This is a genomic window from Aquihabitans sp. McL0605, assembly GCF_049993875.1.
Lineage (GTDB): Bacteria > Actinomycetota > Acidimicrobiia > Acidimicrobiales > Iamiaceae > Aquihabitans.
In genome coordinates this window covers 2,214,263-2,239,456 of sequence record NZ_CP188252.1, presented here as the reverse complement: position 1 = coordinate 2,239,456, position 25,194 = coordinate 2,214,263, and the positions used below count along the sequence as shown (strand labels likewise).

Sequence of the window (25,194 nt, the reverse complement as noted above, 5' to 3'; positions counted from 1 at the left end):
TGACCCGGCCACCCCACCGCTCCGTTCTGGCGTAGACCTGGGTCGCAGCGCGACGCGGATCGACGCCAGGAGCCGCGGTCGAGCGGCTGATGGAGAGAGCAGGACACGATGGGCATCCAGGCACGCAACCCCAACGAGGACGACGAGGACGGCAGCGATGCCATCTTCGGCGAGATCGACGAGGCGTTCGACGGTGGCCTCGAAGCTGCCGTCCTGACCGACATCGACCACATCGGCATCGTCGTCCCCGACCTCGACGAGGCCATCGCCGAGCACCGCGACACCTTCGGGGTCCTGGTGGAGCACCGCGAGGAGCTCCACGGCGAGGGCTACGAGGTGGCCTTCCTCCAGGTGGGCGGCTCCACGATCCAGCTGATCGCCCCCACCGAGGACGACTCCGAGTACGCCGAGTTCCTGGCCGAGGGCGGCCCGGGCCTGCACCACATCGGGTACCGCGTCGACAGCTGCGCCGACGCGCTGAACGCCCTCACGTCGTCAGGCAAGGAGGTCCTCGACGTCGAGCCGGTGCCCGGCCCGCGCGAGTCGAAGGTGGCGTTCCTGCACCCCGACGCCGCCTTCGGGGTGCTGGTCCAGCTCGTCGAGCGCTGATCGTCTTCGGGTCGCCCACCCACCGCAAGGGTGGCTCCGTGACCTGGATCCGGTGGTGACCGGAAGGGTCAGTGGGCGTCGGTGCCCGGCTCCACCAGTTCGACCAGCACGCCACCGGCGTCCTTGGGGTGGATGAAGTTGACCCGCGACCCGGCCGTGCCGTTCTTCGGCACCTCGTAGAGCAGGCGCACGCCGCGGTCGCGCAAGGTGGCGCACACCGCGTCGATGTCCTCGACCCGGTACGCCATCTGCTGGATGCCGGGGCCGTTCTTGTCGAGGAACTTGGCGATGGTGGACTCGGGCGTGAGCGGGGCCAGGAGCTGGATGCAGCTCCCGGAGTCGCCGACGGCGAGCATCGCCTCGCGGACGCCCTGCTCCTCGTTGACCTCTTCGTGCACCGACTTCAGGTCGAACTTCTCGGCGTAGAACGCCAGGGCTTCGTCGAGGTCGGGCACGGCGATGCCCACGTGGTCGATGTGGGTGAACATGCGGCCATTCTGCCCGGAGGCGCGGCCTCGGGGCACAACGGCAGAGGGTTCGGGAAACGCGCCGCACTGCGGCCGGGCCTGCGGACCAGACTGAAGGCGTGGGTGACCAGGCGGTGCTCCAGGTCGAGGGGGTCGTGAAGGGCTACGGCGACCACACCGCGCTGCACGGCGTCAGCCTGGAGGTCGAGGCGGGAGAGGTGTGCGGCCTGCTCGGGCCCAACGGCGCCGGCAAGACCACGCTCGTCTCGATCATCGCCGGGCTGCGCTCGCCCGATGCCGGTCGGGTGCTCGTCGACGGGCTCGACATCGCACAGCACGGGCGGGAGGCCCGTCAGGCGGTCGGGCTGGCCGGCCAGACGACGGGCATCTACCCGACGGTCAGCGTGCGGGAGAACCTCGAGCTGTTCACCCGGCTCGCCGGCTACTCGGGTGCCGGCGTGGCGAAGCGGTTGGAGGAGGTGGCCGAGGTCGTCGAGCTCACGGAGCTCCTCGACCGCCAGGCCCGCAACCTGTCCGGTGGGGAGCAGCGGCGGCTCCACACCGCGATGGCCCTGGTCAACCGGCCCAAGGTGCTCATGCTCGACGAGCCGACCACCGGCGTCGACATCGCCACGCGCGCCCGGCTGCTCCACGCGATCGGCCGCCTCACCGCGGACGAGGGCTGCGCCGTCGTCTACTCCACGCACTACCTGCCCGAGGTCGAGGAGCTGGGCGCATCGGTGGCGATCCTCGACCACGGCCGCATCCTCGCCCGCGGGCCGCTGGCCTCGCTGGTGGACGAGCACGGCTCCGGGCTGGTCGAGCTGACCTTCGATGGGCCGGCCCCCGAGCTGCCGGGCGCGGTGGTCGACGGCTCGGTGGCTCGGGTCACCACCGACCGGCCCGGTCCCGATGCCGCCGCCCTGGTGGGCTCGCTCGGCGCCGATGCCGAGCGCCTGATCTCCGTCGACCTGTCCCGCCCCAGCCTGGAGACCGTGTTCCTGGCGGTCACCGGCCGGGCGTACTCGAGCGACGTCGAGCAGGAGCTGGCCGGGTGAACCGGATCCGGGCGATCGCCCGCAACGACCTGCGCCTCCTGCGCCGCGATCCGGCGTTCCTCATCATCTTCACGATCACTCCCATCGCGTTCATGGCGTTCAACGAGTCGGCCATCGGCGCCGCGCTCGGCGTGCGGTTCCCCCACGCCCAGGTGAACGGCGCCGCCTACGTGGTGCCCGCCGCCACCGTGATCTTCAGCGGGTTCCTGGTGGGCAACGTCGGGTTCGGCGTGTTCCGCGAGCACGGCTGGGGCACGTGGGAGCGCCTCCGTGCCTCGCCGCTCACGCCCAACGAGCTCATGCTGGGCAAGAGCGTCGTGCCGATCCTCACCATCTCGTTCCAGATCGCGGTGCTGCTGACCGCCGGCTTCGTGCTGTTCGACCTCGACGTGCGCGGGTCGATGGTGGCGTTCGTCGCGGTCGCGCTGGCGCTGGCCGTGATGAACGTGGCGCTCGGGTTCATGCTGCTGTCGGTCTGCAAGTCGGTCATCCAGCTCAACGCCCTCGCCACCGCCGGCGCCATGTTGATCGGCGGCCTCGGCGGCGCGCTCACCCCGGTGGAGTTCCTGCCCGGTTGGGCCCAGGCCATCGCCCCCTTCACCCCCGCCTACTGGGCGATGCAGGGGTTCCGCGAGGTCACCCTGAAGCCGGGCGGGATGGCCGACGTGGCGGTGCCGCTGCTCGTCCTCGCCGGCTTCACCGCGGTCTTCACGGTGGTGGCCATGGTCCGCTTCCGGGTCGAGGACACCAAGATCAGCTGGGCCTGACCGCCGGGGTCAGCTCTCGACCAGCAGGCCCATCTCGATGACGTCCCAGAGCTCGCCGTCGGCGCGGCGCCAGTGGCGGTGGCGGTAGCCCTCGACGATGAAGCCGGCGTGGCGGTAGAGCGCGAGGGCCCGGTCGTTGTGCGGCCACACCTGGAGGGTGACCTTGTGGACGTCGGGCTGCGCCCGGGCCCAGGCCAGCGCGCGGGCGAGCAGGGCTCGGCCGAGGCCGGCGCCGCGGTGACCGGGCAGGAGGGCCATGAACAGCTCGGCGTGGCCGGCGCCGTTGGTGTGCAGGCCGCCGTCACCGACCACGGCGCCATCCACCTCGGCGACGAGGTAGATGCCCTCGCCGTCGGTGATGGATGCCCGGAGCCGGTCGGCCAGGTCGTCGGGCAGCGGCAGCTCCCGGCCGATCCACCGGCCCTCGCCCGCCACCTCCTCGCGGATGGCGATGATCGCCGGCACGTCTGCTTCCGAGGCGGGGCGGATGTTCGGCTGATCTGCGGCCATGGCTCCGACGGTACCGACGCCTCGCCCCGCGGGCGCCACGAGTTGTCCGTTGGTGCCGAACCCCGCCCGCTCCCGCCTGTCGCCGGGCAGGGGTGCAGCAGTAGCGTCGTCACCCGTGTCCATGACCCTCGCTGAGTCCGCTGCTGTCGTCGGTGAGCTGCGGCGCGCCCGGCGCAAGCGACGGGTCGCATCCATCCACTGGATCGATGCGCTGTACCAGGTGTACCTGACCGGCATCGTGTCCGTCGTGGTGGTCGTCGTCTTGTCGGGCGCCATCGGCGACGGCAAGGTCAGCCCGGCCGGCATCGCCGACATCAAGCAGTACGGACCGGCCGCCGCCGGCCTCCTCGTCTCCCTCGCCGTGTTCATGGGCCTGCGGTCGGGCAGCCGGGGCGGGCCCCTCGCGCTCGAGCGCCCCGACGTCCGCCACGTGCTCCTGTCTCCCGTCGACCGCGGCGTCGCCCTGCGCGGCCCCGCGTGGCGCCAGCTGCGGTTCCTCGTCGCCATCGCCGCGGCCGTCGGTGCGGCCACCGGCCAGCTCCTCGTCCGCCGCCTGCCCGGGAACCCGCTCGAGTGGATCGTGTGCGGCGCCCTGTTCTGCGTCACCGCGGTGGGCCTCGGCTACGGCAGCGCGCTGCTGGCCTCGGGCCTGAAGATGAAGCACTGGATGGCGTCGCTGGTGGGCGGCGTCCTGGTGGCGTGGTCGGCGGGCGACCTCGTCGGCCGGGTCCCGCTGTCGCCCGCCACGGTCGTCGGCCACATCGCGGTGTGGCCGCTCGAGCCGGATTGGTTCGCCGTCCTCGGCGTCATCTTGGCGGTGATCCTCGTCGTGCTCGGCATGCGCTGGGTGTCGGGCATCTCGCTCGAGGCCGCCGAGCGCCGCACCGCCCTGGTGGGCCAGATGCGCTTCGCCGTCACCCTGCAGGACCTGCGCACGGTGCTGGTCCTGCGGCGCCAGCTGTCGCAGGAGCACCCCCGCTCGAAGCCGTGGATCCGTGCCGCCCGCCGCACCCCGAAGTACCCGGTCTGGCACCGCGGCGTCCGCAGCGTGGCCCGCTGGCCGCTGTCGCGCGTGGTGCGCGCCGTGCTCATGGCCGCCATCGCCGGGATGTGCCTCCGGGCCGTCTGGAACGGCACCACGCCGCTCGTGATCCTCGCCGGGATGGCGCTGTGGGTCGCGGCGCTCGATGCCGCCGAACCGCTGGGCCAGGAGATCGACCACCCCGGCCGCACCGACACCTTCCCGATGCCGCGCGGCCAGCTCTTCCTGCTGCACCTGCCGATCCTGCTGGTGGTCTCGGTCATCGTCGGCGTCATCGCCGGCGCCATCGCCGTCGCCCCCATCGGGGCGTCCGTCCCCGTCGGCCCCGGCCTGTTCACCGGGTTCATGGCCGGCCTGCTGGCCGCCTGCGGCGGCGCCATCAGCGTCGTCCAGGGCGCCCCCGACCCGGTCGACACGCTCTCGATGGTCACGCCGGAGATCGCCGGTACCCGCACCGTGTTCCGCACCGCGCTGCCGCCCGCCATGGCCGTGCTCGGCACGATGCCGCTGCTGGCGGCCCGGGCCTCGTTCAACGGCAGCCAGAAGCCTCCGCCCATGGCCGCCGCCATGAACATCGCCATCCTGCTGTCGATCATCATCGTGATCGTCGGCGGCTGGGTCCGGTTCCGCGACGACATCAAGAAGTGGATGGCCGACGCCGCCGACCAGATGTCGCCCACCAAGGCCGTCGAGCGCCAGCGCGAGGAGCGCCTCGCCGATGAGCTGCGCGAGCGCGAGGCGCTCAAGGAGTCTCGCCGGGTGGGCGAGGAGGCCTCACCGGCGCAGCGCGCCAAGGCCCGCCAGCCCCGTCCCAAGCCGAAGCCGTCCACCCCCGTCAGCCCGCCGCCCGAAGGCGTCCGGGGCGGGACCAGTGCCAAGCCCATCGGGCGAAAGAGGGATCAGAAGTGACCGCGCAGCCCCCGGCCCTGGTGGCCAAGGACCTCTCCAAGACCTACGACGACCTGGTCGCCCTCCAGCCGATGAGCATCAAGGTGCCCGTCGGCCAGTCGGTCGCGCTCATCGGCCACAACGGCTCGGGCAAGTCGACCTTCCTGCGGATGGTCGCCGGGCTGCTCGATCCCAGCGACGGCGAGATCGAGATCGCCGGGTTCGACCTCGCCGATGTCGAGGCCCGCGCCACCACCTCGTTCCTGCCCGACGACCCGGTCCTCTACGACGACCTCTCGCTGCGTGAGCACGCCGAGTACATCTCCAAGCTCCACGGCGGCGACGGCTGGGACGACTACGCCGAATCGCTCTGCGTGCGCCTCGGCCTCGAGGAGCGCATCGACGACCTGCCGTCGCGCTTCAGCCGCGGCCTCCGCCAGAAGACCTCGATCGTGCTGGCCCTGGTCCGCCCGTTCTCGCTGCTGCTGGTCGACGAGCCGTTCGTCGGGCTCGACCAGCCCGGCAAGCTGGTGCTGCTCGAGCTGCTCGAGGAGATCCACCAGGACGGCGCCGCCACCCTGGTCGCCACCCACGACCCCACCTACGTCGACCGCGTCGACCGCAGCGTCGCCCTGCGCGACGGCGAGGTCATCTTCGACGGCAAGGCCTCGGTCGAGCAGGTCCTCCACCTCGTCGGCGGCTGACCTCCGAGGCTCCGCCTGAGGAGCCCGGCCGCCCAGCGCGTCGCATGGGCTCGGGAACCTGGCACGCATCCGGGACCGGTGCGTCTGTGACGGGCGCCGGGTTCGTGGAGGAGGGGGCGGGCCTCAGGTGGTGGCGGGCTCGAGGATGGTGACGGGCTCGAGTCGGTTGGCGTAGCGGCGCAGCGTCGCCATGAGGGCCCGGCCGACGATGAGGATGATGACCGCGTTGGCGAGCGCGCCGGCCGCGTCCCACGCCAGCGACGTGGCCACGTAGAACGACCAGTACCGGTCGAGCGACTGCGCCAGCGACATGCCGGGTGCCCAGTCGAGCGAGCCGCCGCGCTGGAACGGCCAGAACCACAGGTTCAAGATCGCGCCGAAGACGAAGCCCCACACCCAGCCGTACGCGGCCAGCACCCCCACCTCGGCCCACGGCGACATCCGTCTGGTGGCGTGACCGATGAAGCCCGCACCCGCGCCCATCCACCCCAGGGCGAGCATCTGGAACGGCAGCCAGGGACCGATGCCGCCCGACAGCACGGCCGACACGACGAACGACGTGATGCCGAGGATCATCCCGAACCGCGGGCCGAACGCGGCGCCGGCGAGGATCACCAGGAAGAACAGGCCGCTGCCACCGCCGGGCAGGTCGAGCAGCTTCATCAGGCCGGCGAGGGCCGAGAGCATGCCCAAGATGGCGACGGTGGTGCCGGTCATCGTCCCGCGACGGATCTCGAGCGCCACCGCACCCACCGCGAGGGCCCCGACCAGGGCGGCGACGAGCGGCGCATCGCCCGCGTGGGCCTGGCTGGGGAGTGCCGAGGACGGGAGCCAGAACGGGTAGAGGAACGCGGCGACCCCGATGACCAGGACCAACAGGTACACGGTCATCGACCGCAGCCGGCCCACCAGCGAGGGGCGGCCACCGAGCAGCAGCGGCGCCGGATGGTGGCCGGACCGCTCGTCGGGCGCGGTGGGTGGCGCGGTGGTGGTCACGGCGCGACGACCTCGGCCGGTCCCGCCCCGGCGGCGATGGCGGCGCGGACCTCGGCGACGGTCAGCAGCGGCGGCAGGACGCGCAGCACCTGGGGGGCGAACAGCGAGCCGGCGAGCACGGCGCGCGCGTCGCCGTCGGCCACCACGTCGCCGTCGCCGAGCACCACCACGCGGGTGGCCACCCTGGCGGCCAGCTCGATGTCGTGGGTGGCGAGGACGACCGCGCCGCCGCCGTCGCGGTGCTCGGCCAGGGCCAGCTCCAGGGCGTGGCGCGACGTGGCATCGATGCCGCGGGTGGGCTCGTCGAGCACCAGGACCGGCGCGTCGCCGACGGCCACCGCGGCGATCGCGACCCTCTGGCGCTGGCCCACCGACAGGCTGCGCGGGTGGCGGTCGGCCAGGTCCTCGAGCTGCAGGGCGCGCAGCCAGTGGTCGACCGCGGCAGGGTCGCGCCGGCCGAGGAGGCCGAGCGTGGCCTCGACCTCGCCGCGCACGGTGGTGCTGAACAGGAGCGAGTCGGGCTCCTGGGGCACGTAGGCCACGGGGACGAGCGCCTCGACGGTGCCGGCGGTGGGCGGGTGGGCGTTCGCCAGCGCCCGCAGGAGCGTGGTCTTGCCCGAGCCGTTGCGGCCCAGCACGGCGACGATCTCGCCCTGGCGGACCGTGAGGTCGACCGGGCGCAGCACGGTCCGGGGGCCGTGGCTGACCGACACGCCCGCGGCGGTGAGCAGGGCAGCACCGGCGACCGGCGGCGCCGGCTGGTCGATCACGGCTGCGGCCGCGGCCTGGGCGGCAGCCACCGCATCGGGGACGCCGAGGGTGCGGACCGCGCTGCGGGCATCGCGCACGGTGAGCGGCGGCGGCTCCCACCCCAGGAGGCGCCCGAGGTGGGTGACGGGCGGCGCGCCGGGGAGGGCGGCCAGCACGGCGCTGGGGCTGGCATCGGCGGCCACCAGCCCGGCGTCGATGAGCACGGCACGGTCGGCGAGGGGCCCGGCCCGCTCCATCCGGTGCTCGGCGAGGAGCACGGTGGTGCCGAGGTCGTCGTTGAGGCGCCGGAGGGCGGCCATGACGTCGTCGGCCCCTTGCGGGTCGAGCATCGAGGTGGGCTCATCGAGCACCAGGATCTGCGGGCCCGCGGCCAGGGCGCCGGCCACCGCGCAGCGCTGCCGCTCGCCACCCGACAGCGTGGCCGGTGAGCGGTCGCGCAGGTGGGCGACGCCCAGCGCGTCGAGCACCTCCTCGACCCGCCGGCGCATGGTGGCGGGATCGGTGCCGAGGTTCTCGAGGACGAACGCGATGTCGTGCTCGACGTGGTCGACCACGAACTGGGCCTCGGGGGTCTGGTGCACGAACCCCACCACGTCGGCCAGGTCACGGGGGCGGTGCGTGGTGATGGACCGGCCGCCCGCCACCACATCGCCGCGGAACCGGCCGCCGCTGGTGTGGGGCACGAGCCCGTTCACGGTGCGCAGCAGGGTCGACTTCCCTGAGCCCGATTCGCCCACCACCAGGACCACCGAGCCCGGCGCCACCTCGAGGTCGATCGGGCCGAGCGACCGCGGTGCGTCGGGGTAGGCGAACGCGGCGTCGGTCCAGGTGACGGCGCCGTGCTGCGGCGCGCTCACCGGGCACCGGCCGGGGCGGGATCGAGGTCGGTGGCCGGGCGGCGCTCGGCCTCGAGGGCCACGTCGGTGAGCGGGAGCGGCGGGACGAGCACCGGGATGGCCAGGGCCGCGAGGCAGAGCGTGGGCCACACCGAGAACGGCGGGAACCGGAGGGGGTAGGCGGTCCAGTAGAGGGTCTGGTCCCAGATGCCGGCGATGAGCGCCAGGCCGAGCGGTGCGAGGAGCACCCCGGCGCCCACGGCCACGTCGAGACGGGTGAGGCGTCGCGGCCGGTACCGGGAGGTGCCCGTCGAGCGCGAGGCCAGCACCACGGCGGCGAACAGCGCGGCGATCCCGATCGAGCCGGCGATGACCGCCACCTCGGTGGCCCGGCCGATCAGGGCCACGAACGCCCCGCCGAGCGCCAGCATCGCCACCAGCCCGAGCCAGGCCGAGGCCCGGTCGCCCCGGCCGCGCGGCTGGCGCGCGAACCCGCGGGCGTCCATCGACTCGGCGAGCGAGACGGCGCGCTCCAGCCCCGATTCGAGGATGGGGACGGTGAGGCGCACGAGCCGCCCGCGGCGCACGACGCGGCCGCCGGTGCGGGCCCGGTCGGCCTCGTGGGCGTCGGCGACCGCGGCCATCGTGGACGGCACGAACGCCAGCGACACGGTGAGGATCAGGCCCGGCTCGTGGAACGCCCGGGGCGCGGCCTGGACCAGCTCGTGGTGGGAGGCCACGGCGTTGAACACGCCGAACGCGCCGAGGATCCCGACGACGGCGAACGCCTGGGCGGCGGCGTACAGGACGATGTCGCCCTCGATGGTCCCGCCGACGGTGAACCCGCCGAGGACCCGCGGCAGCGTGGCCGACGGGAGGGTGAACCACAGGTACTCGGGCGGTCCGTCGACCAGCGGGCTGTGGGTGGTGAGCGCGGTCAGGACGACGCGGATGACGGCGAAGGCGACGCCGAGGCCGATCAGGATCGGGAAGGCCCGGGCCAGCGTGGTGTCGAGGCGGTGGGCGCTCACCACCAGGAAGCTGATCGCCAGCACGATCGCCACGTACAGCGGGTTCGGTGCGATCTGCACGCAGGCCGCAGCCGCGATGGCCCACACGAGCCAGGTCACGGCGTGGAGAGGGCTGGTGGTGCGCACGATTGGGGATCCGTGGATCTGCCGAGGCTGGGAGCGAGGCGAGGCGGCTCCACGTTGACCGGGCGCCGCGCTGACCCGTACGGTGACAGCCAGTTGAGGTCGCTGGCAACCCGGAAGTTGCCGGCGGGCGTGCACTCCGGTGCACAACGGGGGAAGTCGGTGAGAGTCCGACGCTGACCCGCAGCTGTAACCGGCCCTCGTGGCCGGGAGCCAGGTGACCCGCCTCCACTCCGCCGGAACTCCCGTTCCGACGGTCGCTCCGTCCCGCTCACCGGGACCAGTTACGACCCCCGAGGTTCGGGGTCTTGGAGGAAGTTCCATGTCGATCCGTCGATTCGTTGCGGTAGGCCTCGGCCTGTCGCTGCTCGCCCCCCTTGCTGCCGCCGGCGGCGCCGGTGCCGAACCGGCCGGGGACACCACGGTCAACAAGGCCCAGACGTGGCTCCTCACCCAGCAGCAGGCCGACGGCGGGTTCGAGGTCTCCGGCTTCGCCGGCTTCGAGACCCCCGATGCCGTGCTCGCCCTGGCGGCCTCTTCGCAGGGTGGCGACAACTGGAGCGCCAACGACGCCCGTGACGCCATCGCCTCCCTCGACAACGGCACCGGCAAGGACCCGCTCGACGCCCTCGACAAGCTCGCCGAGGCCAGCCTGGTCCCCGGGAACGCCGCGACCGACCCCACCAACAACGCCGGTGCCGCCCGTGCCGCCAAGCTGATCGCGCTCGTCGCGGCTCCGCTCGGCATCGACGCCACCGACTTCGACCCGTCGAACGACTCCGCCACCCCGGTCGACCTGGCCGCCGTGCTCGAGGCCCACAAGCAGGTCGACGGCAGCTACGCCCTCGGCGCCCTGTTCAACGGCCTGCTCTACGTGCCCATCGCCCTCGAAGCCACCAACACCGCCGTCCCCGCCGGCCTCGTCGCCCAGATCAAGGCCGGCCAGCGCGCCGACGGGTCGTGGGACTACACCGGCACGCCCACCGGTGGCCCTGGCGAGGACGTCGACACCACGGCGCTCGCCCTCGACGCCCTGGCCTCCTCCGACCTGACCACCACCGACGCCGCCGTGAAGAAGGGCGTGCAGTTCCTCGCCGCCCACCAGCAGGCCAACGGCTCGTGGCAGGCCTTCGGGAGCAGCGATCCCAACTCCACCTCCACCGCCACGGTCGCCCTCAGCGACCTGCACATCGACACCACCACCTCGGGCTGGCGCACCACGTACGGCACGCCGTCGTCGGGCACCTACGTCAGCCCGCAGGCCTGGCTGCGCACGCAGCAGGCCGTCGACGGCCACATCAACAGCCAGAACGACTCGCCGACCTTCGGCACCAACACGTTCGCCACCACCCAGACCGTGCAGGCCCTCTCCCGGCAGCGGTTCCTGACCCTCGAGCGCGAGCAGCTCGTCCGCGGCTACTCGGAGCGCCTGGCCTCGCCGGCTGCCGCCCCCGATCCCAACCTCGACGGCGCCCACCAGCTGGCGTCCGATGCGGTCGGGCCCAACACCTCGATCAAGGCAGCTCGCGTCGCCGCCGCCACTGCGGTGGTCGCGGGCCAAGACAGCCGCGAGGCGGCCGTCGAAGACCTGTTCCAGCAGGCCTTCCACCGCAGCGTCGATCCGTCGGGCCGGTCCTACTGGGCCGGCAAGCTCATCACCCTGAGCCGTCCCGAGGTGCTGTCCCGCCTGACCGGCTCGTCGGAGTACTTCCGCAAGGCCGGCGGCACCATCCCGAAGTTCGTCGACGCCGTCTACCAGTCGGTGCTCGGCCGGGCCGCCGACGCATCGGGCCGGGCGTACTGGATCGGTCAGCTGAACCAGGGCAAGTCGGTCGAGCGGGTGGCGCGCAGCCTCGTCGCCAGCACCGAGTACCGGCGCCACGTGGTCAACGATGCGTTCGACCGGGTGCTCGACCGGGTGCCCACCTCCGGTGAGCGCTCCTACTGGATCACCAGGATCGCCACCACGCGCGTCGAGGTGCTCCTCGCCACGCTGGCCGCCAGCGACGAGTTCTACGGGTCGCTGACGTCGTGATCGGAACCGTCGTCGGGCGCCACGGTGGCGCCCGACGACGTCGGCGGCCCGTCGTGGCCGCAGCGATCGCCGCCGGGGCGTTCGGCCTGGTCCTCGCGGTCGCCGTGCCCACGATGGCGGCCCCCGCCCGGGTGCAGGCCACGGGCGGCTGCCAGGCGGTGGGCGGCGGGCCCGTCGCCGGCGGTGGTCCCCACCGGGCCACCGTGGTCGTCGACACCGGCTCCGGGCCCGTGTGGTCGGCGTGCATCTCGTTCGACGGGTCGATCTCCGGGATCGAGGCCCTGAACCGGGCCGCCTCCGTCATCACCGACCTGAACCCGGTCTTCGACCAGTACTCGGGCATCGGCAAGGCCGTGTGCCGGCTCCGCGGGGTCGGCACCGATCCGCCCGACTGCCTGGGCAAGTCGGTCGACTACTGGTCCTACAGCCACGACGGGCGGGTCGCCCCCGTGGGCGCGGGCGCGGTCACGCTGTCCGACGGCGATGTCGACGGCTGGCGGTACGGCACGGGCGGCACCCCGCGCGCGGCCACCGAGGGGACGCGCGCCGCCGAAGCGCCTGCCCCCGCCACCACCCGGCCCCCAACCGCCACCACCCAGCCCTCCGGCGGCACCGGGCCCGGTGGCGGCTCGGGCGGCCTGACCGGGTCGGGCAGCGGACCGACCGGTGGCACCACCGGGCAGGGCACCCAGGTCACCCGCGCCGGGGGCGACCCCGCCGGTTCGACCACCAGCACCACCGACCCGACCGGTCGGTCCACCACCACCTCCCCGGCCAAGGGCTCCGACGAGGCCAAGGCCGACGGCGGCACCACAAACCCGGGCGGGAGCGACGCCGGGTCCGGCTCCGGGGCCAAGGGCGAGGTGGCCGCAGCCGGCGCGAGCACGTCGGGTGGCAGCTCCAGCTCATCGGGGGGCGGAGGCGGCTCGCCGCTTCCCTCCGTCCTCGGGTTCCTCGCCGTGGTCGCCCTCATCGGCGGCGGCGTGGTGCTGGTCCGGCGCCGTCGGACCGCTGGTCAGCACCCCATCGTCCCCACCTGAGCGGGCGGTCGCCGACCGTGGCGACCGCACGAGGTGAGTGCAGCACGAGCCCGGGGTGAAGCACGGTACGCCGGTTGGTGGACCCTCGATCTGAGGGCCGGACCTACCGTGACGGCGTCCGCCACGCAGGTCGACGGCGGACGGGAATCGAGGAACCGTGCCGGCACCAAAGACCCGCGCCGCGCTCACCATGACCGCCTCCCGAGACTGGCGGACCTGGTTCCGCCCGAGCATCGCGACCCCCGTGGTTCTGGTCGCCGGCGTGGGTGCTGCGCTCGTCGTCATGCTGATCCTCGGAGGCGGTGACGTCCCGGGAGCGCACCAGCTCGGCCGGGCGCTGGGTGCGAGCCACCGGGCCACCGCCGACGCCCAGTCCCAGGAGGTCAAGACCATCGGCAAGGTCGCCGACCCGGTGGAGGCGATGGCCGACGGCACGGTGTCGCGGGCCGAGCTGCGGTCCGCGGTGCAGGAGGCGAGGATCATCCGCCAGGGCGGGCCCGCGGGCGCGGGAGGCGGGTTGAGCGATCTGCTGGTGATCAGCGGTGGGACCGGCCAGACATCGATCTGGACGCTGCTGGGGCTCGACGGCGGCGGGACCTCGACGAGCCAGGGGGTGACCGTCGGGCCGACCCGCCGGCCGGGGAACGTGCCCACGACCACCCAGCCGTCGACGACCATCCCGTCGACGACCCAGCCCCCGACGACCGTGCCGGAGACCACCGTCCCCGACACGGTCGTGCCCGTGACGGTGCCCGACACGGTCCCGGAGACGACGGTCCCGGTCACGGTGCCCGACACGGTCCCGGACACGACCGTTCCGGTCACGGTGCCCGACACCGTCCCCGACCCGACCGTGCCCACCACCGTGGTGCCGCCGGATCTGCCCGGGGTGACCATCCCGCCGATCATCCCGTTCATCTGAGGCGTCCGGGGCCCGATCGCCTCCGGACGCGGCCTGCGCCCCGGTCTGCAAGGGTCGTGACATGCAGGTCCACCTCATCGACGGCACGTACGAGCTCTTCCGGTACCACTTCGCGCTGCCGTCGCACATCACCGGCGACGGCCAGGAGGTGGGGGCCACGCGGGGCGTCGCCGGGTCGATGCTGATGCTGCTCGAGGAGGGCGCCACCCACGTGGGGATCGCCACCGACCACATCATCCCGAGCTTCCGCAACGAGCTCTACGAGCCCTACAAGGACGGGTCCGGGATCGAGGAGGAGCTGAAGTCGCAGTTCCCCCTGGTCGAGGAGCTGCTCGTGGCGCTGGGCTTCGTCGTGTTCCCCATGATCGAGTTCGAGGCCGACGACGCCCTCGGGGCGGCCGCGGAGATCGCCGCGGCCGACGACCGCGTCGAGCGCGTGCTGATCTGCACGCCCGACAAGGACCTCGGGCAGTGCGTCGGCGGCAAGGTGTTCCAGCTCGACCGGCGCAAGGGCCTGGTCAGCGGCGTCGACGAGGTGCGAGAGAAGTTCGGCGTGCCACCCGAGTCGATCGCCGACTACCTGGGCCTGGTGGGCGACACCGCCGACGGCTTCCCCGGCCTGGCCGGCTGGGGCGCCAAGTCGGCCGCCGCCGTCCTGGCCCGGTACGGCCACCTCGAGGACATCCCGCCCGACCCGGCCGACTGGGACGTGACGGTTCGCGGCGCGGCCAAGCTCGGCGCCACCCTCCGAGAGCAGTTCAACGACGCCCTCCTGTTCCGCCTGATCGCCACCATCCGCACCGAGGCGCCCACCATCGAGAACGTCGACGAGCTGCGCTGGACCGGCCCGCGTCCGGAGCTGGCCGAGGTGGCCGCCCGCCTCGACGCCGGCAGCCTCGTCGAGCGGGCCGACCGCCTCGCGGCCAAGCTCGCCTGAGCGGGCACCCCGGTCGCTGATCCGGCCGTCAGGCGGGGAGCTCGGCGCGGGGGTTGCGGCGCATGCGGATGCGGCGGACGTCGAGCGGCGCGCCGGTCTCCTCGTCGACGATGAGCGGGCGCACCTCCTGGTGCGTCTCTCGGTCGGACAGGATCGCGGGCGGCTCGCCGTCGAACGCCCAGTCGGAGCCCCACCGCCACATCGCCGCCAGGACGTCCCACATCGCCCGGCCCTTGGGGGTGAGCCGGTACTCGTAGCGGGCCGGCCGGTCCTCGTACGGCTCCTTGGTCATCAGCCCCTCGTCGACCAGGCGGGCCAGACGGGCGGACAGCACCGCCTTCGGGATGTCGAGGGCCTGCTGGATCTCGTCGAAGCGGCGGCGGCCGGCGAACGCCTCGCGCAGGACGAGCGGCGTCCACCAGTCGCCGAGGAGGTCGATGGTCCGGGCGATGGGGCACGGCCAGTCGTCGAACCGGGTCCGCCTCACGACGCCACCACCTCGAGCCGGGCCCGCACGTTCTTGTGCAGGGGGGTGCCGGCGAACCAGTCGCGGTTGTCGACCGAGGTGAGCTCGTTGGGCGCGACGCCGTGGCGGACGCGGTTGCCGTCGGCGTCGGGGTAGTCGAGGCCCAGTCCGTTGGGGAGGGAGACGTGCCCGACGTGCATGGTCTCGGTGAGCTCGACGGGGACCTCGGCGGATCCGCCCTTGGTGGTGATCCGGACGATGGACCCGTCGAGCGCACCGATCCCGGCGGCATCGTCGGGGTGGATGCGCAGGGCGCCCTCGGGATCCTTCTTGCGCCAGGCCGGGTCGCGGAACGCGGTGTTGGCGGTGGACGACCGGCGCTCGCCGGCGGAGAGGATGAACGGGAACTCATCGTGGATGGGCGTGGGGTCCTCGGTGGCCAGGCCGAGCAGCTCGGGCACCAGCTCGTCGACCACCAGGTTGATCCGCTGGTCGGCGGTCTCCATGCGGTCCCAGGTGGCGGTGTACTCGTCGAGGGTGAACACCACGCCCTGGGGGTTGGCCACGATGGCGTCGAACAGCGCGTCGCCATCGGCGTGGCCGGCCCGCTGCACCGCGTCGGGGTACGTCATCGCCGCGATCTGGGCCAGGCCCCACACCGCCGCGGTGGCCGCGTCGCCGTCGGGGAGGGTCGGGCCGAGCGTCTCGTACAGCACGACGGGCGCCATCTTCGACAGGTGGGGCTGGGTGAGCATCGCCGTGAGGAACGCGTCGGCGAAGACCGCCCGGCCCTGGGCGGCGGCCTTGCGCAGCGGGGCCAGGTCCTCGTCGGTCAGGGCCCCGAGGGCGCGGACGAGGCGAGCGTGGATCTCGGGCTCGGGCAGGGTGCCGGGCGTCGCCGGCAGCAGCGGCCGGCGGAGCTGGAACGCGTTGGCCGGGAACTCGAGTGTGAAGAAGGTGGCCTCCCACTTCTCGAACTGGGTGGACGCCGGGAGCACGTAGTCGGCCTCGCGGGCCGTCTCGGTCATCGCCACATCGATGACGACGACGAGCTCCAGCGCCCGCAGCGCCTCCCGCCACCGCTTCGAGTCGGGCAGCGAGTGCGCCGGGTTGGAGCTCTCGATGAGCATGGCCCGGAAGCGGTCGGGGTGGTCGGTGAGGATCTCGTCGGGGATCACCGCCGAGGGCACCAGGCCCGTGAGGATGCGGTGGCCGCCCACCGGCGTGGGTGGGGTGGCGGTGCTGCGGCCGAACAGCTGGGCGAACGCGGTGTGGAGGTTCATCCCGCCGGGCTTGCCGAAGTTGCCGGTGAGGAGGAACACCAGCTTCTCCAGCCACGAGTTGAGGGTGCTGTGCGGCGCCTGCTGGATGCCGAGGTCCTCGAAGATCGACATGCTCGCCGCCCCCGCCATCCGCCGGGCGGTGGTGCGCAGCTGCTCCTCGTCCACCCCGCAGATGGCGGCGCTGCGGGCGACGTCGACGGAGCCGATCACGCCGGCCAGCTCCTCGAGCCGGTTGGCGTGCGCCGCCAGGAAGTCGTGGTCGATCAGGTCCTCGTCGAACAGGACCGCCAGCAGGGCGGTGAGGCACCAGGCGTCGGTGCCCGGCTTCACCTGGAGGTGGATGTCGGCCAGCTCCGCGGTCTCGGTGCGCCGGGGGTCGATCACGATCAGGCAGCGTTCGGGATCGTTGGCGATGGCCTTGAGGATGGGCCGGGCCCGGGGGAAGCCGTGCGACTGCCACGGGTTCTTGCCCAAGAAGACGGCCACCTCAGCGCGCTCGTAGTCGCCGGTGGTGTGGCACTGCGGCTTGCCGAACAGCTGGCCGTCGACCCAGAACTCGCCGGTCTTCTCCTGGGCCAGCGCGTTCGACGCGTAGCGCGACCCCAGCGCGGCGCGCGTGGCACCGCTGTACCCGCCGCCGAGGTGGTTCCCCTGGCCGCCACCCCCGTAGTAGAAGATCTTCTCCCCACCGTGCTGGTCCTTGATCGCCGTGAACCGCTGGGCGATCTCGGCGATGGCGGTGTCCCACCCGATCGCCTCGTAGGTGCCGTCGTCGCGGCGGCGCATCGGGCTGGTGAGACGGTCCGTGGAGCTCTGGTAGTGGTCGAGCCGGAGGGCCTTCTCGCAGGTGTACCCCTCGGAGGTGGGGTGCGACTTGTCGCCGCGGATGCGGGCGAACCTCCGCCCGTCGAGCTTCACCTCGATCCCGCAGTTGATGCTGCACAGGATGCACGCGCTCTGGTGCCACTCGGCACCGGCGTCGTGGGTGGGATCGCTGGTCGGCACGCTCATCGGGCCCCCTGGGAGTCGGTTCAACGAACGAACCTAGTTCGGGACGTGCCGCTCGGCCAGCCGGTCGCGGGTGCGGCCGGCGGGAGCCCGCTGGTCAGCCGGTGTAGCCCGCGGTCCCCGGCTGGGGGGTGGCGGCCGGAGCCTCCGGAGGGGCGCCGGCGACGGTGGGCGGAACGACCGACGGGCTCGGTCCGGCGGGGCCGTCGATCCGGAGGGTGTCGTAGGTGACGGCGCCGCACGAGGCCTCGACCGTGATGGCCGCCGAACCGAACGGGACCGGCAGCGGGACCGACCAGTCGCCGCGCTCATCGATCTCGGCGCTGAACGCCTTCCGGGTCTCCCCGATGAAGAAGAAGCCGGTGGCGCTGGAGCCCTGCGGGCAGTCGGTGCCCTCGAGCGTGGACGTCGGGGTGGAGTGGGCGATGTGCGCCGGCCGGGGCCCGAGCCAGAGCCGCGGCGAATCGGTGTCGAAGCGACCGGTGCCGGCGGCGGCGGCGTCGCACGTGGCGGAGTAGGCCGAGTCCCAGTCGCCGGCGGTCTCGTCGATGGCCCAGACCGACGGGGAGACCTCGGTGACGTCGTCGGGCGGGCGGGGAGCGATGGTGCCCTGCACCTGGTCGCCCTGGGTGTTGATCTGGAAGATCGACGGTGTCACGCCGCAGTCGACCTGCACCTGGAAGCCGGTGCCGGGCGGACCGCTCGACGGGGTGACGGTGAGCCCGCCCTCGGCACCGGCGGTGAGGTGCCACCCGCCCAGGATCAAGAGACCGGTCGCCCCGGCCAGCGCGGCACGGCGGCGCCGCCGTCCTCTGGTGGCCTGGTCTTCCGCTCGCTGTCGGGACATCTCCGCCTCCACGCCTCGCCTGATGACGACGGACCCTACCGGCGGGCCGTCGCGGCTCGCCCCGATGCGCCGGGCCGGGGGTGCCGGTCAGCGCCACCGGTCGGTCGGCGCCGCCGGTGCGGTCAGGGGCCGAGGAGGCGGTCGCTGACCTCGGCGTGGACCCGCTCGGGGTCGGGCACGTCGCCGTCGTTGAACTCGTCGCGGACCTCGACCGCCAGGACGGCCAGCTGGGTGGCGTCGAGGTGGGCCACCACGTCGGGCAGCTCGTCGGCGCGCTCGCGCAGGTAGGTGGCGGCGGCGCGCACGGCGTCGTGCTCGGTGCGGTCGTCCTCGGTGGGGTGGTCGAAGCGCCAGCGCCGCGCCCGGTCGCGGATCTCCCGCTTGGTGGCGTCGTCGACCTCGATGCCGGCCGCCGGGAACACCCGGCAGTCGTAGGTGCGGCAGGTCCGGGGCCGGTGGTCGTAGATGGTGCACAGCCCGTCGCTCAGCATGGGGCAGTGGCCGCGCTCGTCGTAGCCGAGAAGCACGTGGCCCTTCGGCAGGCCCGGCGCCGGGAAGCGGAGGGCGGCGGGGATGTGGGCCAGCGCATCGGTCTCGTGCGGGCCGATGTGGATGAACTGCGACGAGGTGCAGCAGGCGGTGCAGGTCCCGCAGGGCACGTCGGCGTCGCGATCGCCGGCGAGCGCGGCATCCATGGCGTCGGCCCAGGCGGCGAACGGGCCGGCGGCCAGCCCGTCGTCGGCCGCGGTGGTCACCCCGTCGTCGGCCCCGGCAGAGCCGTCGCTCACGGTTCCTTCTTGGCCCGGCTGGCGCTCACGCGCGGCGGCTCGTTGGGCATCTTGGGGTACTGCGGCGGCCACGGGGCGTCCATCATCCCGTCGTCGAGGTCTCGGTCGTACCAGTCGATCAGGGTGTCGATGGACTGGGGCGCGTCGTTCATGGCGGCCCACGGGTTGCCCTCGGCGGCGATCTTGGCGGGGACGTTGGCGAGGGTCAGATCGTCGATCTCGACGGTGGCGACCTCGTCCCACGGGATCGGGCACGACACCTGGCCGCCCACCCTCGGCCGGACGCACCACGTGCCGAAGACCGTCTTGTGCGGCGCGTTCTGGTTGTAGTCGACGAAGACGCGCGTGCCCCGGTCCTCCTTCCACCACTGGGCGGTGATGAGGTCGGGCCGGCGCCGCTCGAGCTCGCGGGCCACGGCGACGGCCGCCGAGCGCACCCCGTAGCCGTTCCAGTCGGGCCGGAGCCGCACGAAGATGTGCAGGCCCTTGCTCCCGCTGGTCTTCACGAAGCTGGTGATGCCTTCGCCGTCGAACAGGGCCTTCACCTCGTACGCGGTCTCGCGGACCATGTCGAACGTGACGCCGGGACCGGGGTCGAGGTCGATCCGCAGCTCGTCGGTCACCTCCGGGTCGTCGGCCATGAACGGCCACGGGTGGAACCCCAGGCAGCCCATGTTGACGGCCCACAGGAGGTGGGCCAGATCGGCGATCACGAGGGCGTTGCTGGTGGTGCCGTTGGGCGTGGCGACCTCGGTCTGCTGCAGCCAGTCGGGTGCGCCCGCCCCCACCCGCTTCTGGAAGAACGACTTGCCGTGCGCCCCGTCGGGGAACCGCTGCATCAAGGTGGGCCGGCCGCCGAGCGCGGCGAGGATCGGCTCCTCGACGGCCTGGTAGTAGTGGACGAGGTCGAGCTTGGTCTCGCCGCGGGTCTTGAAGAACACCTTGTCGGGGCTGGTGATGCGGAGCTCTCGCCCGCTGGCTTCGACGGTGGTCTCCTCGCTGGCCATGCGATCGACGGTACCGCCGGAACTCACCTGCGTGCCGCCTGGACGCGGGCGTACCGTCGCACCCATGAGCACCACTGAGGGAACCGCCGACCCGCAGGCCTGGTTCGACCGCTGGGTCGACACCTACGACACCGACCGGCGGGTGCTCATCCCGTGCTTCGACGAGTTCTACGGCACGGCCGCCGAGGTGGCGTCGCTCGGCCGCACCGGTGCGGTGCGCGTCCTCGACCTGGGCGCCGGCACCGGCCTGCTCTCGGGCGTGCTGGCCGGCGCGCTGCCCGACGCCTCGTTCGTGCTCCTCGACGAGGCGCCCGCCATGTTGGAGCGGGCGGCCGAGCGCCTCGCGCCGCTGGGCGACCGGGTGACCACGGTGGTCGCCGACCTGCGCGACGACCTGCCGGAGGGGCCGTTCGACGTGGTGGCATCGGCACTGGCCATCCACCACCTCGACGACGCCGGCAAGGCCGACCTGTACGCGCGGGCCGCGGCCGTCCTGGCTCCGGGCGGGGTGCTCGTCAACGCGGAGCAGGTCGCCGGCCCCACGCCCGGCATCGACCAGCACTTCCGGGATCGGTGGCGCGAGCACTGCCGGGCCCGGGGTGCCACCGAGGAGGTGCTCGCCGCGGCCGATGCCCGCATGGCGATCGACCTGCCCGCGTCGGTGCCGGACCAGCTCGAGATGCTCCAGCGCGCCGGCCTCGCCGACGTCGCCTGCGTGTTCCAGTCGTGGCGCTTCGCCGTGATCGCCGGCTGGAGGCCTGCGGCCTGACCGGCCCGTCAGCTGCGGTGGTGCTTGGCCGCGAACATGGCCTCGTCGGACCGGCGCAGCAGCGACGCGGTGGTGTCGCCGGCCACGGCCGTGGCCCCGCCGGCGCTGACGGCGAGGTACACCCGCTCGCCGTTGGGAGCGATCACGATGGCCGGCTCGGTGGCCGTCTCGCCGACGCGCTGCACGAACCGCATGAGGGCGCCGCCCGTGAGGCCGGGGCAGACGATGACGAACTCGTCACCGCTCATCCGGCCGACGAGGTCGGCCGGGCGGACCAGCTCCCGAAGGCGTTCGCCGACCGCGACCAGGGCTCGATCGCCGGTCTCGTGGCCGTAGGTGTCGTTGATGCTCTTGAGGTCATCGAGATCGACGTAGACCACCGACAGCACCGGCTCGGGATCGAGCAGCAGGCCGCTGATGGTGCCGAGCACCTTGGTGCGGTTGGCCAGGCCGGTGAGGGCGTCTCGCGTGGCGAGGCGCACGAGCTCGGGCTCGGCGGTGTGGTCGACCAGCACGACCGTGACCACCTTGTGCTCGGTGTCGGTGCCGCGGGTGTGGAGCTCGGCCTCGACGACCCGGCCGCCGAAGCGGTTGCGGGTGGTGGCCACCACCGTGCGGGCGCCGGTGGTGTGGAGCAGGGCGTGGTAGGCGGACAGCACGATGGGCTGGTCCTGGTCGACGACGAGCTCGTTGATGGGGAGGCCGATGAGCGCGTCGCGGGAGGTGCGCAGCAGCTCGGTGGCGGCCTCGCTGGCGTAGCGGATGGTGCCGCGCTGGCCCAGGGCGAGGTAGGCGGTGGGCAGATCGTCGCCGATCGCGGTGAGCTCGGGATCGAGGCCGGCATCGCCCGCCTCGGCGGTGGGCACCTCCCGCATGATGCCGACCATGCCGTCGATCTCCGGGTCGCCGAAGCGGTTGTGGATGCGCAGGTCGAAGGTGCGCCACGAGCCGTCGGCGTGGCGCAGGCGCACCCGCACCTCCCCGGTCCACCCGTGCTGCGCCTCCTGCGCCTCGGCGCCGATCTGGAGGCCGCGCGGCGCGTCGTCGGGGTGCACGTGGGCGAAGACGTTGGCGCCGGCCTCGATCCCGTAGCCCAGGAGCCCGTTGGGCGGGGAGAGCCGGGCCTTCAGGTCGCCGTTGCGGTCGAAGACGAAGATCGCCTCCGAGAGGAAGGGGAGCATGGCGTCGAGGTGCTCGGGCCCGACGAGTCCGTCGGGTCCGTGGGTGGCGCCGTCTGGGATGTCGAGCCCGTCGTTGCCAGCGGCCACGGCGAAACCTCCCTTCGGTTACTCGCAGTAGGCAGTGTGCCACCGTGGGCGGTCTTCACCACCCGCGGGCCGGCGATCGGAGCCGGGGCTCAGGTGGGGTCGGTCAGCACCGACGTGATGGTGGCCCGGCCCAGCCGGACGAAGTCGGGGGTCGAGAGCGGGCTCGACACGTAGGCCAGCGCCAGGGCCAGCGCCCACCCCCGTCCCCGCTCCCACGTGCCGTCGTCGACGCCGGCCGCGCTCCGCAGCGCGGGTCGGGCCGCGGGGGGCAGGAGCATCCACGCGATCGCCAGGTCGGTGGCCGGGTCGCCCGAGGTGATGTCGCCGAAGTCGATGACCGCGGCCACCTCGCCGTGGTGGACGATCACGTTGTGCGGGTGGAGGTCGCCGTGCAGCCACAGCGCGGGGCCGGCCCACGGCGGGAGGGCGGCGTGGCGGGCCCAGCAGGCCAGGGCGGCGGGACCGTCGATCGTGGTGCCGAGGGCCTCGATGGCGGCGCGGGCCTGCTCGTCGCGGTCGGCCAGCGGGATCCCCCGGTAGGGGTTGGCCGGGGCCTCGGCGGGCGCCGGCCGGTGGAGCGCGGCCACGAAGGCCCCGAGCTGCGCGGCGGCCCGCTCGAGGTCGGCGGGAGGCTGCGCCAGCGCGGACGTTCCGGGGAACCACGGCGTGACCGACCACGGCCACGGGTAGCGGGCGCTCGGCACGCCGGTCCGGACCGCCACGGGCACCGGGAGCGGGAGGTGGGCGGCGAGCTCGGGCAGCCACCGCTGCTCGCTGACGATGAGCGGGGCGGCCACCGCCCGTCGGGGCAGCCGGACCACCAGGTCGGGGCCGAGCCGGAACGTGACGTTGTCCCACCCGGCGTCGAGCGGCGTCAACGGCCGGTCGGCGAGATCGGGGTGCTGGGCGGCGAGCAGCGATCGCACCAGCTCCTCGGTGATCTCGACCTCGGGCGCAGGTGGGTCGACGGCACCGATCACCCGGTCAGTCTGCCGGTCGGTGCCGGGCGGGCGCGGCGATCGCCGATCACGGCGGCCCGCGGCCCCGCGCGGGTGCCGCGGTGCGCCCCTACGATCCGGTGGTGCCCGGCGAACCCACGTCCCTCGGCGATCGCCCGCGCGTGCTGGCGTACTCGGACTGCGAGCACTGCCGGCCGGGGCTGGTCTCGCAGCCGGCCAACACCGTGTCGAGCCTGGCCTACGTGGCCGCGGGCGCCGAGCTGCTGCGCCACCACCACCCCGACCGGGCCTACGCGTGGTCGCTGATCGGGGTGGGCATGGGATCGGTGGCCTACCACGGGCCCGGCGGCGCGGCCGGCAAGTGGGCCCACGACGCCACGCTGCTGGCGATGTTCGGGCTGATGGCGCTCTCCGACATCACGATCGCCGAAGGCCGGCCCATGTCCCCGGCCGCGATCGCCGGGGTCACCGCGGCGGCGGCCGCTGGTGCCCACCCCCGCACCACCGACGTCGCCCAGGGCGTGGCGGGGGCCCTGGCCCTGGCGGCCACGGCGCGGCGCTTCACCCACAGCACCGCCCATCGCGACCTCGTGGTCTCGCTCCCGTTGTGGGTGGTCGGCCTCACGCTCCAGGTCCTGGGCCGCACCGGCCAGCCCCTGTGCCGTCCCGAGTCGCCGTTCCAGGCCCACGCCGCGTGGCACGTGCTCTCCGCCGCTGCCCTCTGGACGCGGCGCCGGTTCTGACCGGCCGCGGTCAGGCGGGTGTCGGGCGCTGGTGGCGGAACCCCCAGCGGCGTCGGTGCTGGCTGGTGTAGATCCCGCTCGATCCCGAGCACACGTAGGACACGCCGCAGGCCAAGGCGAACACCACGACCAGGGCCGGGTGGAGCCCGAACAGCTCGAGGCCGAGGATCGTGCTGGCGACGGGCGTGTTGCTGGCGCCGGCGAACACGGCCACCAGGCCGGCGGCGGCGGTCAGCGCGATGGGCGCGTGCAGCACGTGGCCCATGGTGACGCCCAGCGTGGCGCCGACGACGAACAGCGGGGTGACCTCGCCGCCGTAGAACCCGGAGCCGAGGGTGAGCGCGGTGAACAGGGTCTTCCATGCGAACGCGCCGAGCGCGACGCCGGCGCCGCCCGCGAGCGACAGGCCGATGAGCGGGAGCGACAGGCCGAGGTAGGCCCGGGTGCCGACGAGGCCGGTCGCCGCGATGACCAGGACGCCGCCGAGCAGGGGCCGGGCGGGCGGCCACGACGCGAGCCGGGCCGACCAGCGGTGCACCCGGTGCAGCGCCTCGGCGAAGACCGTGCTCATGAGGCCGAACGCAGCGCTGGCGATGATCAGCTTGCCGAGCAGCAGCGGCGACAGGTGGACGGTCCCGAGGGAGGGGAGCGCGTCGTGGACGATGCCCAGCTTCAGCACCGTCGCGTCGGCCACAGCGGCGGCCACCGCGGTGGACACGATCGCCGAGCGGCGCAGACGTCCGAGCGTCTGCACCTCCAGAGCGAACGCGAACCCGGCGGCCGGGACGCCGAACACGCCGCTGAACCCGGCGCCGATCGCGGCGACCAGGAGGATGCGCCGCTCGTGGCCGGTGATGCCCAGGCGCTTGGCCAGGCCGTCGGCGATGCTGCCGGCCATCTGCACGGCGGTGCCCTCCCGGCCGGCGGAGCCGCCGAACAGGTGCGTGATGATCGTGGCGATGAAGATCAGCCCGGCCATGCGGCGAGGGATCCATGCCTGCGGCTCGTGGATCTCGTCGAGGATCAGGTTGTTGCCGGCTCCCGACCCGCGCCCGAAGTAGTGGTAGACGAGGCCGACCGCGAACCCGGCGAGCGGCAGCCCGAAGAGCAGGAGCGGGTGCTCGACGAAGCTCTTGGTCGCCCAGCCCATCGCCTTGAGGAAGGCCGCCGACGCCACGCCGGAGAGGAGCCCCACCAGCGCGGCCAAGCCGATGCGCACGAGCCACCGCACCACGGCACCGCGGTCGGGCCGGTGGTCGGCCGCCGGCTCGGTGCCGTGCGGGGGATCGGACTCGGGTGGGGGCACGGGGATCTCCACGG

At 73.5% G+C, this 25,194-nt stretch carries 24 protein-coding genes and 1 riboswitch; of the genes, 11 read left to right on the top strand and 13 right to left on the bottom strand.

What is annotated here, in order from left to right; all coding sequences use genetic code 11:
- Window positions 1–108 precede the first annotated feature (108 nt).
- Window positions 109–609 (top strand): VOC family protein, encoded by a 501-nt coding sequence (locus tag ACPPVX_RS10260; protein ID WP_426574804.1) that lies wholly within the window; start codon window positions 109–111, stop codon window positions 607–609.
- 68 nt (window positions 610–677) lie between these two features.
- On the opposite strand, the gene mce is transcribed toward ACPPVX_RS10260, so the two are convergent.
- Window positions 678–1,097 (bottom strand): methylmalonyl-CoA epimerase, encoded by a 420-nt coding sequence (gene mce, locus ACPPVX_RS10255; protein WP_426574803.1) that lies wholly within the window; start codon window positions 1,095–1,097, stop codon window positions 678–680.
- A gap of 98 nt (window positions 1,098–1,195) precedes the next feature.
- Between mce and ACPPVX_RS10250 the strand changes: the two genes are divergently transcribed.
- Together ACPPVX_RS10250 and ACPPVX_RS10245 are read left to right on the top strand one after the other, a co-directional pair.
- On the top strand, window positions 1,196–2,134 hold the full coding sequence (locus ACPPVX_RS10250) for an ABC transporter ATP-binding protein (RefSeq protein WP_426574802.1): 939 nt from the start codon (window positions 1,196–1,198) through the stop codon (window positions 2,132–2,134).
- Window positions 2,131–2,901: an ABC transporter permease gene (locus tag ACPPVX_RS10245; RefSeq protein WP_426574801.1), complete on the top strand. Its 771-nt coding sequence runs from the start codon at window positions 2,131–2,133 to the stop codon at window positions 2,899–2,901. The genes ACPPVX_RS10250 and ACPPVX_RS10245 overlap by 4 nt, the downstream gene beginning before the upstream one ends.
- 9 nt (window positions 2,902–2,910) lie before the next feature.
- Here ACPPVX_RS10245 and ACPPVX_RS10240 read toward each other — a convergent pair whose 3' ends face one another.
- Window positions 2,911–3,411, bottom strand: a complete 501-nt coding sequence (locus ACPPVX_RS10240; protein ID WP_426574800.1) for an N-acetyltransferase family protein — start codon at window positions 3,409–3,411, stop codon at window positions 2,911–2,913.
- A gap of 121 nt (window positions 3,412–3,532) precedes the next feature.
- Between ACPPVX_RS10240 and ACPPVX_RS10235 the strand changes: the two genes are divergently transcribed.
- Both ACPPVX_RS10235 and ACPPVX_RS10230 read left to right on the top strand, forming a co-directional pair.
- Window positions 3,533–5,362, top strand: coding sequence for a hypothetical protein (locus ACPPVX_RS10235; RefSeq protein WP_426574799.1), 1,830 nt, complete (start codon window positions 3,533–3,535; stop codon window positions 5,360–5,362).
- Window positions 5,359–6,045, top strand: coding sequence for an ABC transporter ATP-binding protein (locus tag ACPPVX_RS10230; protein WP_426574798.1), 687 nt, complete (start codon window positions 5,359–5,361; stop codon window positions 6,043–6,045). Before ACPPVX_RS10235 ends, ACPPVX_RS10230 begins: the two co-directional genes overlap by 4 nt.
- Window positions 6,046–6,168: 123 nt before the next feature.
- Here the strand turns inward: ACPPVX_RS10230 and ACPPVX_RS10225 are convergent, their stop codons facing one another.
- Genes ACPPVX_RS10225 through ACPPVX_RS10215 form a run of 3 tightly spaced genes read right to left on the bottom strand, consistent with a single transcriptional unit; the run spans window position 6,169 to window position 9,805 of the window.
- Window positions 6,169–7,041 (bottom strand): ECF transporter S component, encoded by an 873-nt coding sequence (locus ACPPVX_RS10225; protein WP_426574797.1) that lies wholly within the window; start codon window positions 7,039–7,041, stop codon window positions 6,169–6,171.
- Window positions 7,038–8,669 carry an ABC transporter ATP-binding protein gene (locus ACPPVX_RS10220; protein WP_426574796.1) on the bottom strand — a complete coding sequence of 544 codons (1,632 nt, stop codon included), beginning with the start codon at window positions 8,667–8,669 and terminating at the stop codon, window positions 7,038–7,040. The genes ACPPVX_RS10225 and ACPPVX_RS10220 overlap by 4 nt, the downstream gene beginning before the upstream one ends.
- Window positions 8,666–9,805: an energy-coupling factor transporter transmembrane component T gene (locus ACPPVX_RS10215; RefSeq protein ID WP_426574795.1), complete on the bottom strand. Its 1,140-nt coding sequence runs from the start codon at window positions 9,803–9,805 to the stop codon at window positions 8,666–8,668. Before ACPPVX_RS10215 ends, ACPPVX_RS10220 begins: the two co-directional genes overlap by 4 nt.
- Window positions 9,806–9,913: 108 nt before the next feature.
- A riboswitch (cobalamin riboswitch) is annotated at window positions 9,914–10,046 on the top strand.
- A gap of 78 nt (window positions 10,047–10,124) precedes the next feature.
- Between ACPPVX_RS10215 and ACPPVX_RS10210 the strand changes: the two genes are divergently transcribed.
- From ACPPVX_RS10210 to ACPPVX_RS10195, 4 genes are all read left to right on the top strand, one after another.
- On the top strand, window positions 10,125–11,837 hold the full coding sequence (locus ACPPVX_RS10210; RefSeq protein WP_426574794.1) for a DUF4214 domain-containing protein: 1,713 nt from the start codon (window positions 10,125–10,127) through the stop codon (window positions 11,835–11,837).
- Window positions 11,838–11,890: 53 nt separating this feature from the next.
- A complete protein-coding gene (locus tag ACPPVX_RS10205) occupies window positions 11,891–12,877 on the top strand; it encodes a hypothetical protein (RefSeq protein WP_426574793.1) in 987 nt (328 codons plus the stop codon).
- Window positions 12,878–13,034: 157 nt separating this feature from the next.
- A complete protein-coding gene (locus tag ACPPVX_RS10200; RefSeq protein WP_426574792.1) occupies window positions 13,035–13,799 on the top strand; it encodes a hypothetical protein in 765 nt (254 codons plus the stop codon).
- A gap of 61 nt (window positions 13,800–13,860) precedes the next feature.
- Window positions 13,861–14,736, top strand: coding sequence for a 5'-3' exonuclease (locus tag ACPPVX_RS10195; protein WP_426574791.1), 876 nt, complete (start codon window positions 13,861–13,863; stop codon window positions 14,734–14,736).
- 28 nt (window positions 14,737–14,764) lie between these two features.
- Here the strand turns inward: ACPPVX_RS10195 and ACPPVX_RS10190 are convergent, their stop codons facing one another.
- The 5 genes from ACPPVX_RS10190 to ligD form a co-directional block, all read right to left on the bottom strand.
- Window positions 14,765–15,223, bottom strand: a complete 459-nt coding sequence (locus ACPPVX_RS10190) for a winged helix-turn-helix transcriptional regulator (RefSeq protein ID WP_426574790.1) — start codon at window positions 15,221–15,223, stop codon at window positions 14,765–14,767.
- On the bottom strand, window positions 15,220–17,496 hold the full coding sequence (locus tag ACPPVX_RS10185; protein ID WP_426574789.1) for a molybdopterin-dependent oxidoreductase: 2,277 nt from the start codon (window positions 17,494–17,496) through the stop codon (window positions 15,220–15,222). Before ACPPVX_RS10185 ends, ACPPVX_RS10190 begins: the two co-directional genes overlap by 4 nt.
- A 94-nt stretch (window positions 17,497–17,590) precedes the next feature.
- The gene (locus tag ACPPVX_RS10180) at window positions 17,591–18,340 is read right to left on the bottom strand and encodes a hypothetical protein (protein ID WP_426574788.1); all 750 of its coding nucleotides are present in this window, start codon (window positions 18,338–18,340) and stop codon (window positions 17,591–17,593) included.
- A 122-nt stretch (window positions 18,341–18,462) separates the two neighbouring features.
- On the bottom strand, window positions 18,463–19,128 hold the full coding sequence (locus tag ACPPVX_RS10175; protein WP_426574787.1) for a YkgJ family cysteine cluster protein: 666 nt from the start codon (window positions 19,126–19,128) through the stop codon (window positions 18,463–18,465).
- Complete coding sequence (gene ligD, locus ACPPVX_RS10170) at window positions 19,125–20,135, bottom strand: non-homologous end-joining DNA ligase (protein ID WP_426574786.1); 1,011 nt, start codon at window positions 20,133–20,135, stop codon at window positions 19,125–19,127. Before ligD ends, ACPPVX_RS10175 begins: the two co-directional genes overlap by 4 nt.
- Window positions 20,136–20,199: 64 nt before the next feature.
- Here ligD and ACPPVX_RS10165 point away from each other — a divergent pair, with 64 nt between their 5' ends.
- A complete protein-coding gene (locus ACPPVX_RS10165) occupies window positions 20,200–20,904 on the top strand; it encodes a class I SAM-dependent methyltransferase (protein WP_426574785.1) in 705 nt (234 codons plus the stop codon).
- An 8-nt stretch (window positions 20,905–20,912) separates the two neighbouring features.
- Here the strand turns inward: ACPPVX_RS10165 and ACPPVX_RS10160 are convergent, their stop codons facing one another.
- Window positions 20,913–22,172 (bottom strand): diguanylate cyclase domain-containing protein, encoded by a 1,260-nt coding sequence (locus ACPPVX_RS10160; protein WP_426574784.1) that lies wholly within the window; start codon window positions 22,170–22,172, stop codon window positions 20,913–20,915.
- A gap of 89 nt (window positions 22,173–22,261) precedes the next feature.
- Entirely contained in the window at window positions 22,262–23,152 is an 891-nt protein-coding gene (locus ACPPVX_RS10155; RefSeq protein ID WP_426574783.1) for an aminoglycoside phosphotransferase family protein, read from the bottom strand.
- A gap of 101 nt (window positions 23,153–23,253) precedes the next feature.
- On the opposite strand from ACPPVX_RS10155, the gene ACPPVX_RS10150 reads away from it, so the two are divergent.
- Window positions 23,254–23,874, top strand: coding sequence for a hypothetical protein (locus ACPPVX_RS10150; RefSeq protein ID WP_426574782.1), 621 nt, complete (start codon window positions 23,254–23,256; stop codon window positions 23,872–23,874).
- Window positions 23,875–23,884: 10 nt separating this feature from the next.
- Here the strand turns inward: ACPPVX_RS10150 and ACPPVX_RS10145 are convergent, their stop codons facing one another.
- Entirely contained in the window at window positions 23,885–25,192 is a 1,308-nt protein-coding gene (locus ACPPVX_RS10145) for a chloride channel protein (protein WP_426574781.1), read from the bottom strand.
- Between the last annotated feature and the right edge of the window lie 2 nt (window positions 25,193–25,194).

Bases quoted from the DNA above. Each gene is read 5' to 3' on its own strand.
- ACPPVX_RS10260 (WP_426574804.1), top strand. From the start codon at position 109: ATGGGCATCCAGGCACGCAACCCCAACGAGGACGACGAGGACGGCAGC.
- mce (WP_426574803.1), bottom strand. From the start codon at position 1,097: ATGTTCACCCACATCGACCACGTGGGCATCGCCGTGCCCGACCTCGAC.
- ACPPVX_RS10240 (WP_426574800.1), bottom strand. From the start codon at position 3,411: ATGGCCGCAGATCAGCCGAACATCCGCCCCGCCTCGGAAGCAGACGTG.
- ACPPVX_RS10235 (WP_426574799.1), top strand. From the start codon at position 3,533: ATGACCCTCGCTGAGTCCGCTGCTGTCGTCGGTGAGCTGCGGCGCGCC.
- ACPPVX_RS10210 (WP_426574794.1), top strand. From the start codon at position 10,125: ATGTCGATCCGTCGATTCGTTGCGGTAGGCCTCGGCCTGTCGCTGCTC.
- ACPPVX_RS10195 (WP_426574791.1), top strand. From the start codon at position 13,861: ATGCAGGTCCACCTCATCGACGGCACGTACGAGCTCTTCCGGTACCAC.
- ACPPVX_RS10185 (WP_426574789.1), bottom strand. From the start codon at position 17,496: ATGAGCGTGCCGACCAGCGATCCCACCCACGACGCCGGTGCCGAGTGG.
- ACPPVX_RS10180 (WP_426574788.1), bottom strand. From the start codon at position 18,340: ATGTCCCGACAGCGAGCGGAAGACCAGGCCACCAGAGGACGGCGGCGC.
- ligD (WP_426574786.1), bottom strand. From the start codon at position 20,135: ATGGCCAGCGAGGAGACCACCGTCGAAGCCAGCGGGCGAGAGCTCCGC.
- ACPPVX_RS10165 (WP_426574785.1), top strand. From the start codon at position 20,200: ATGAGCACCACTGAGGGAACCGCCGACCCGCAGGCCTGGTTCGACCGC.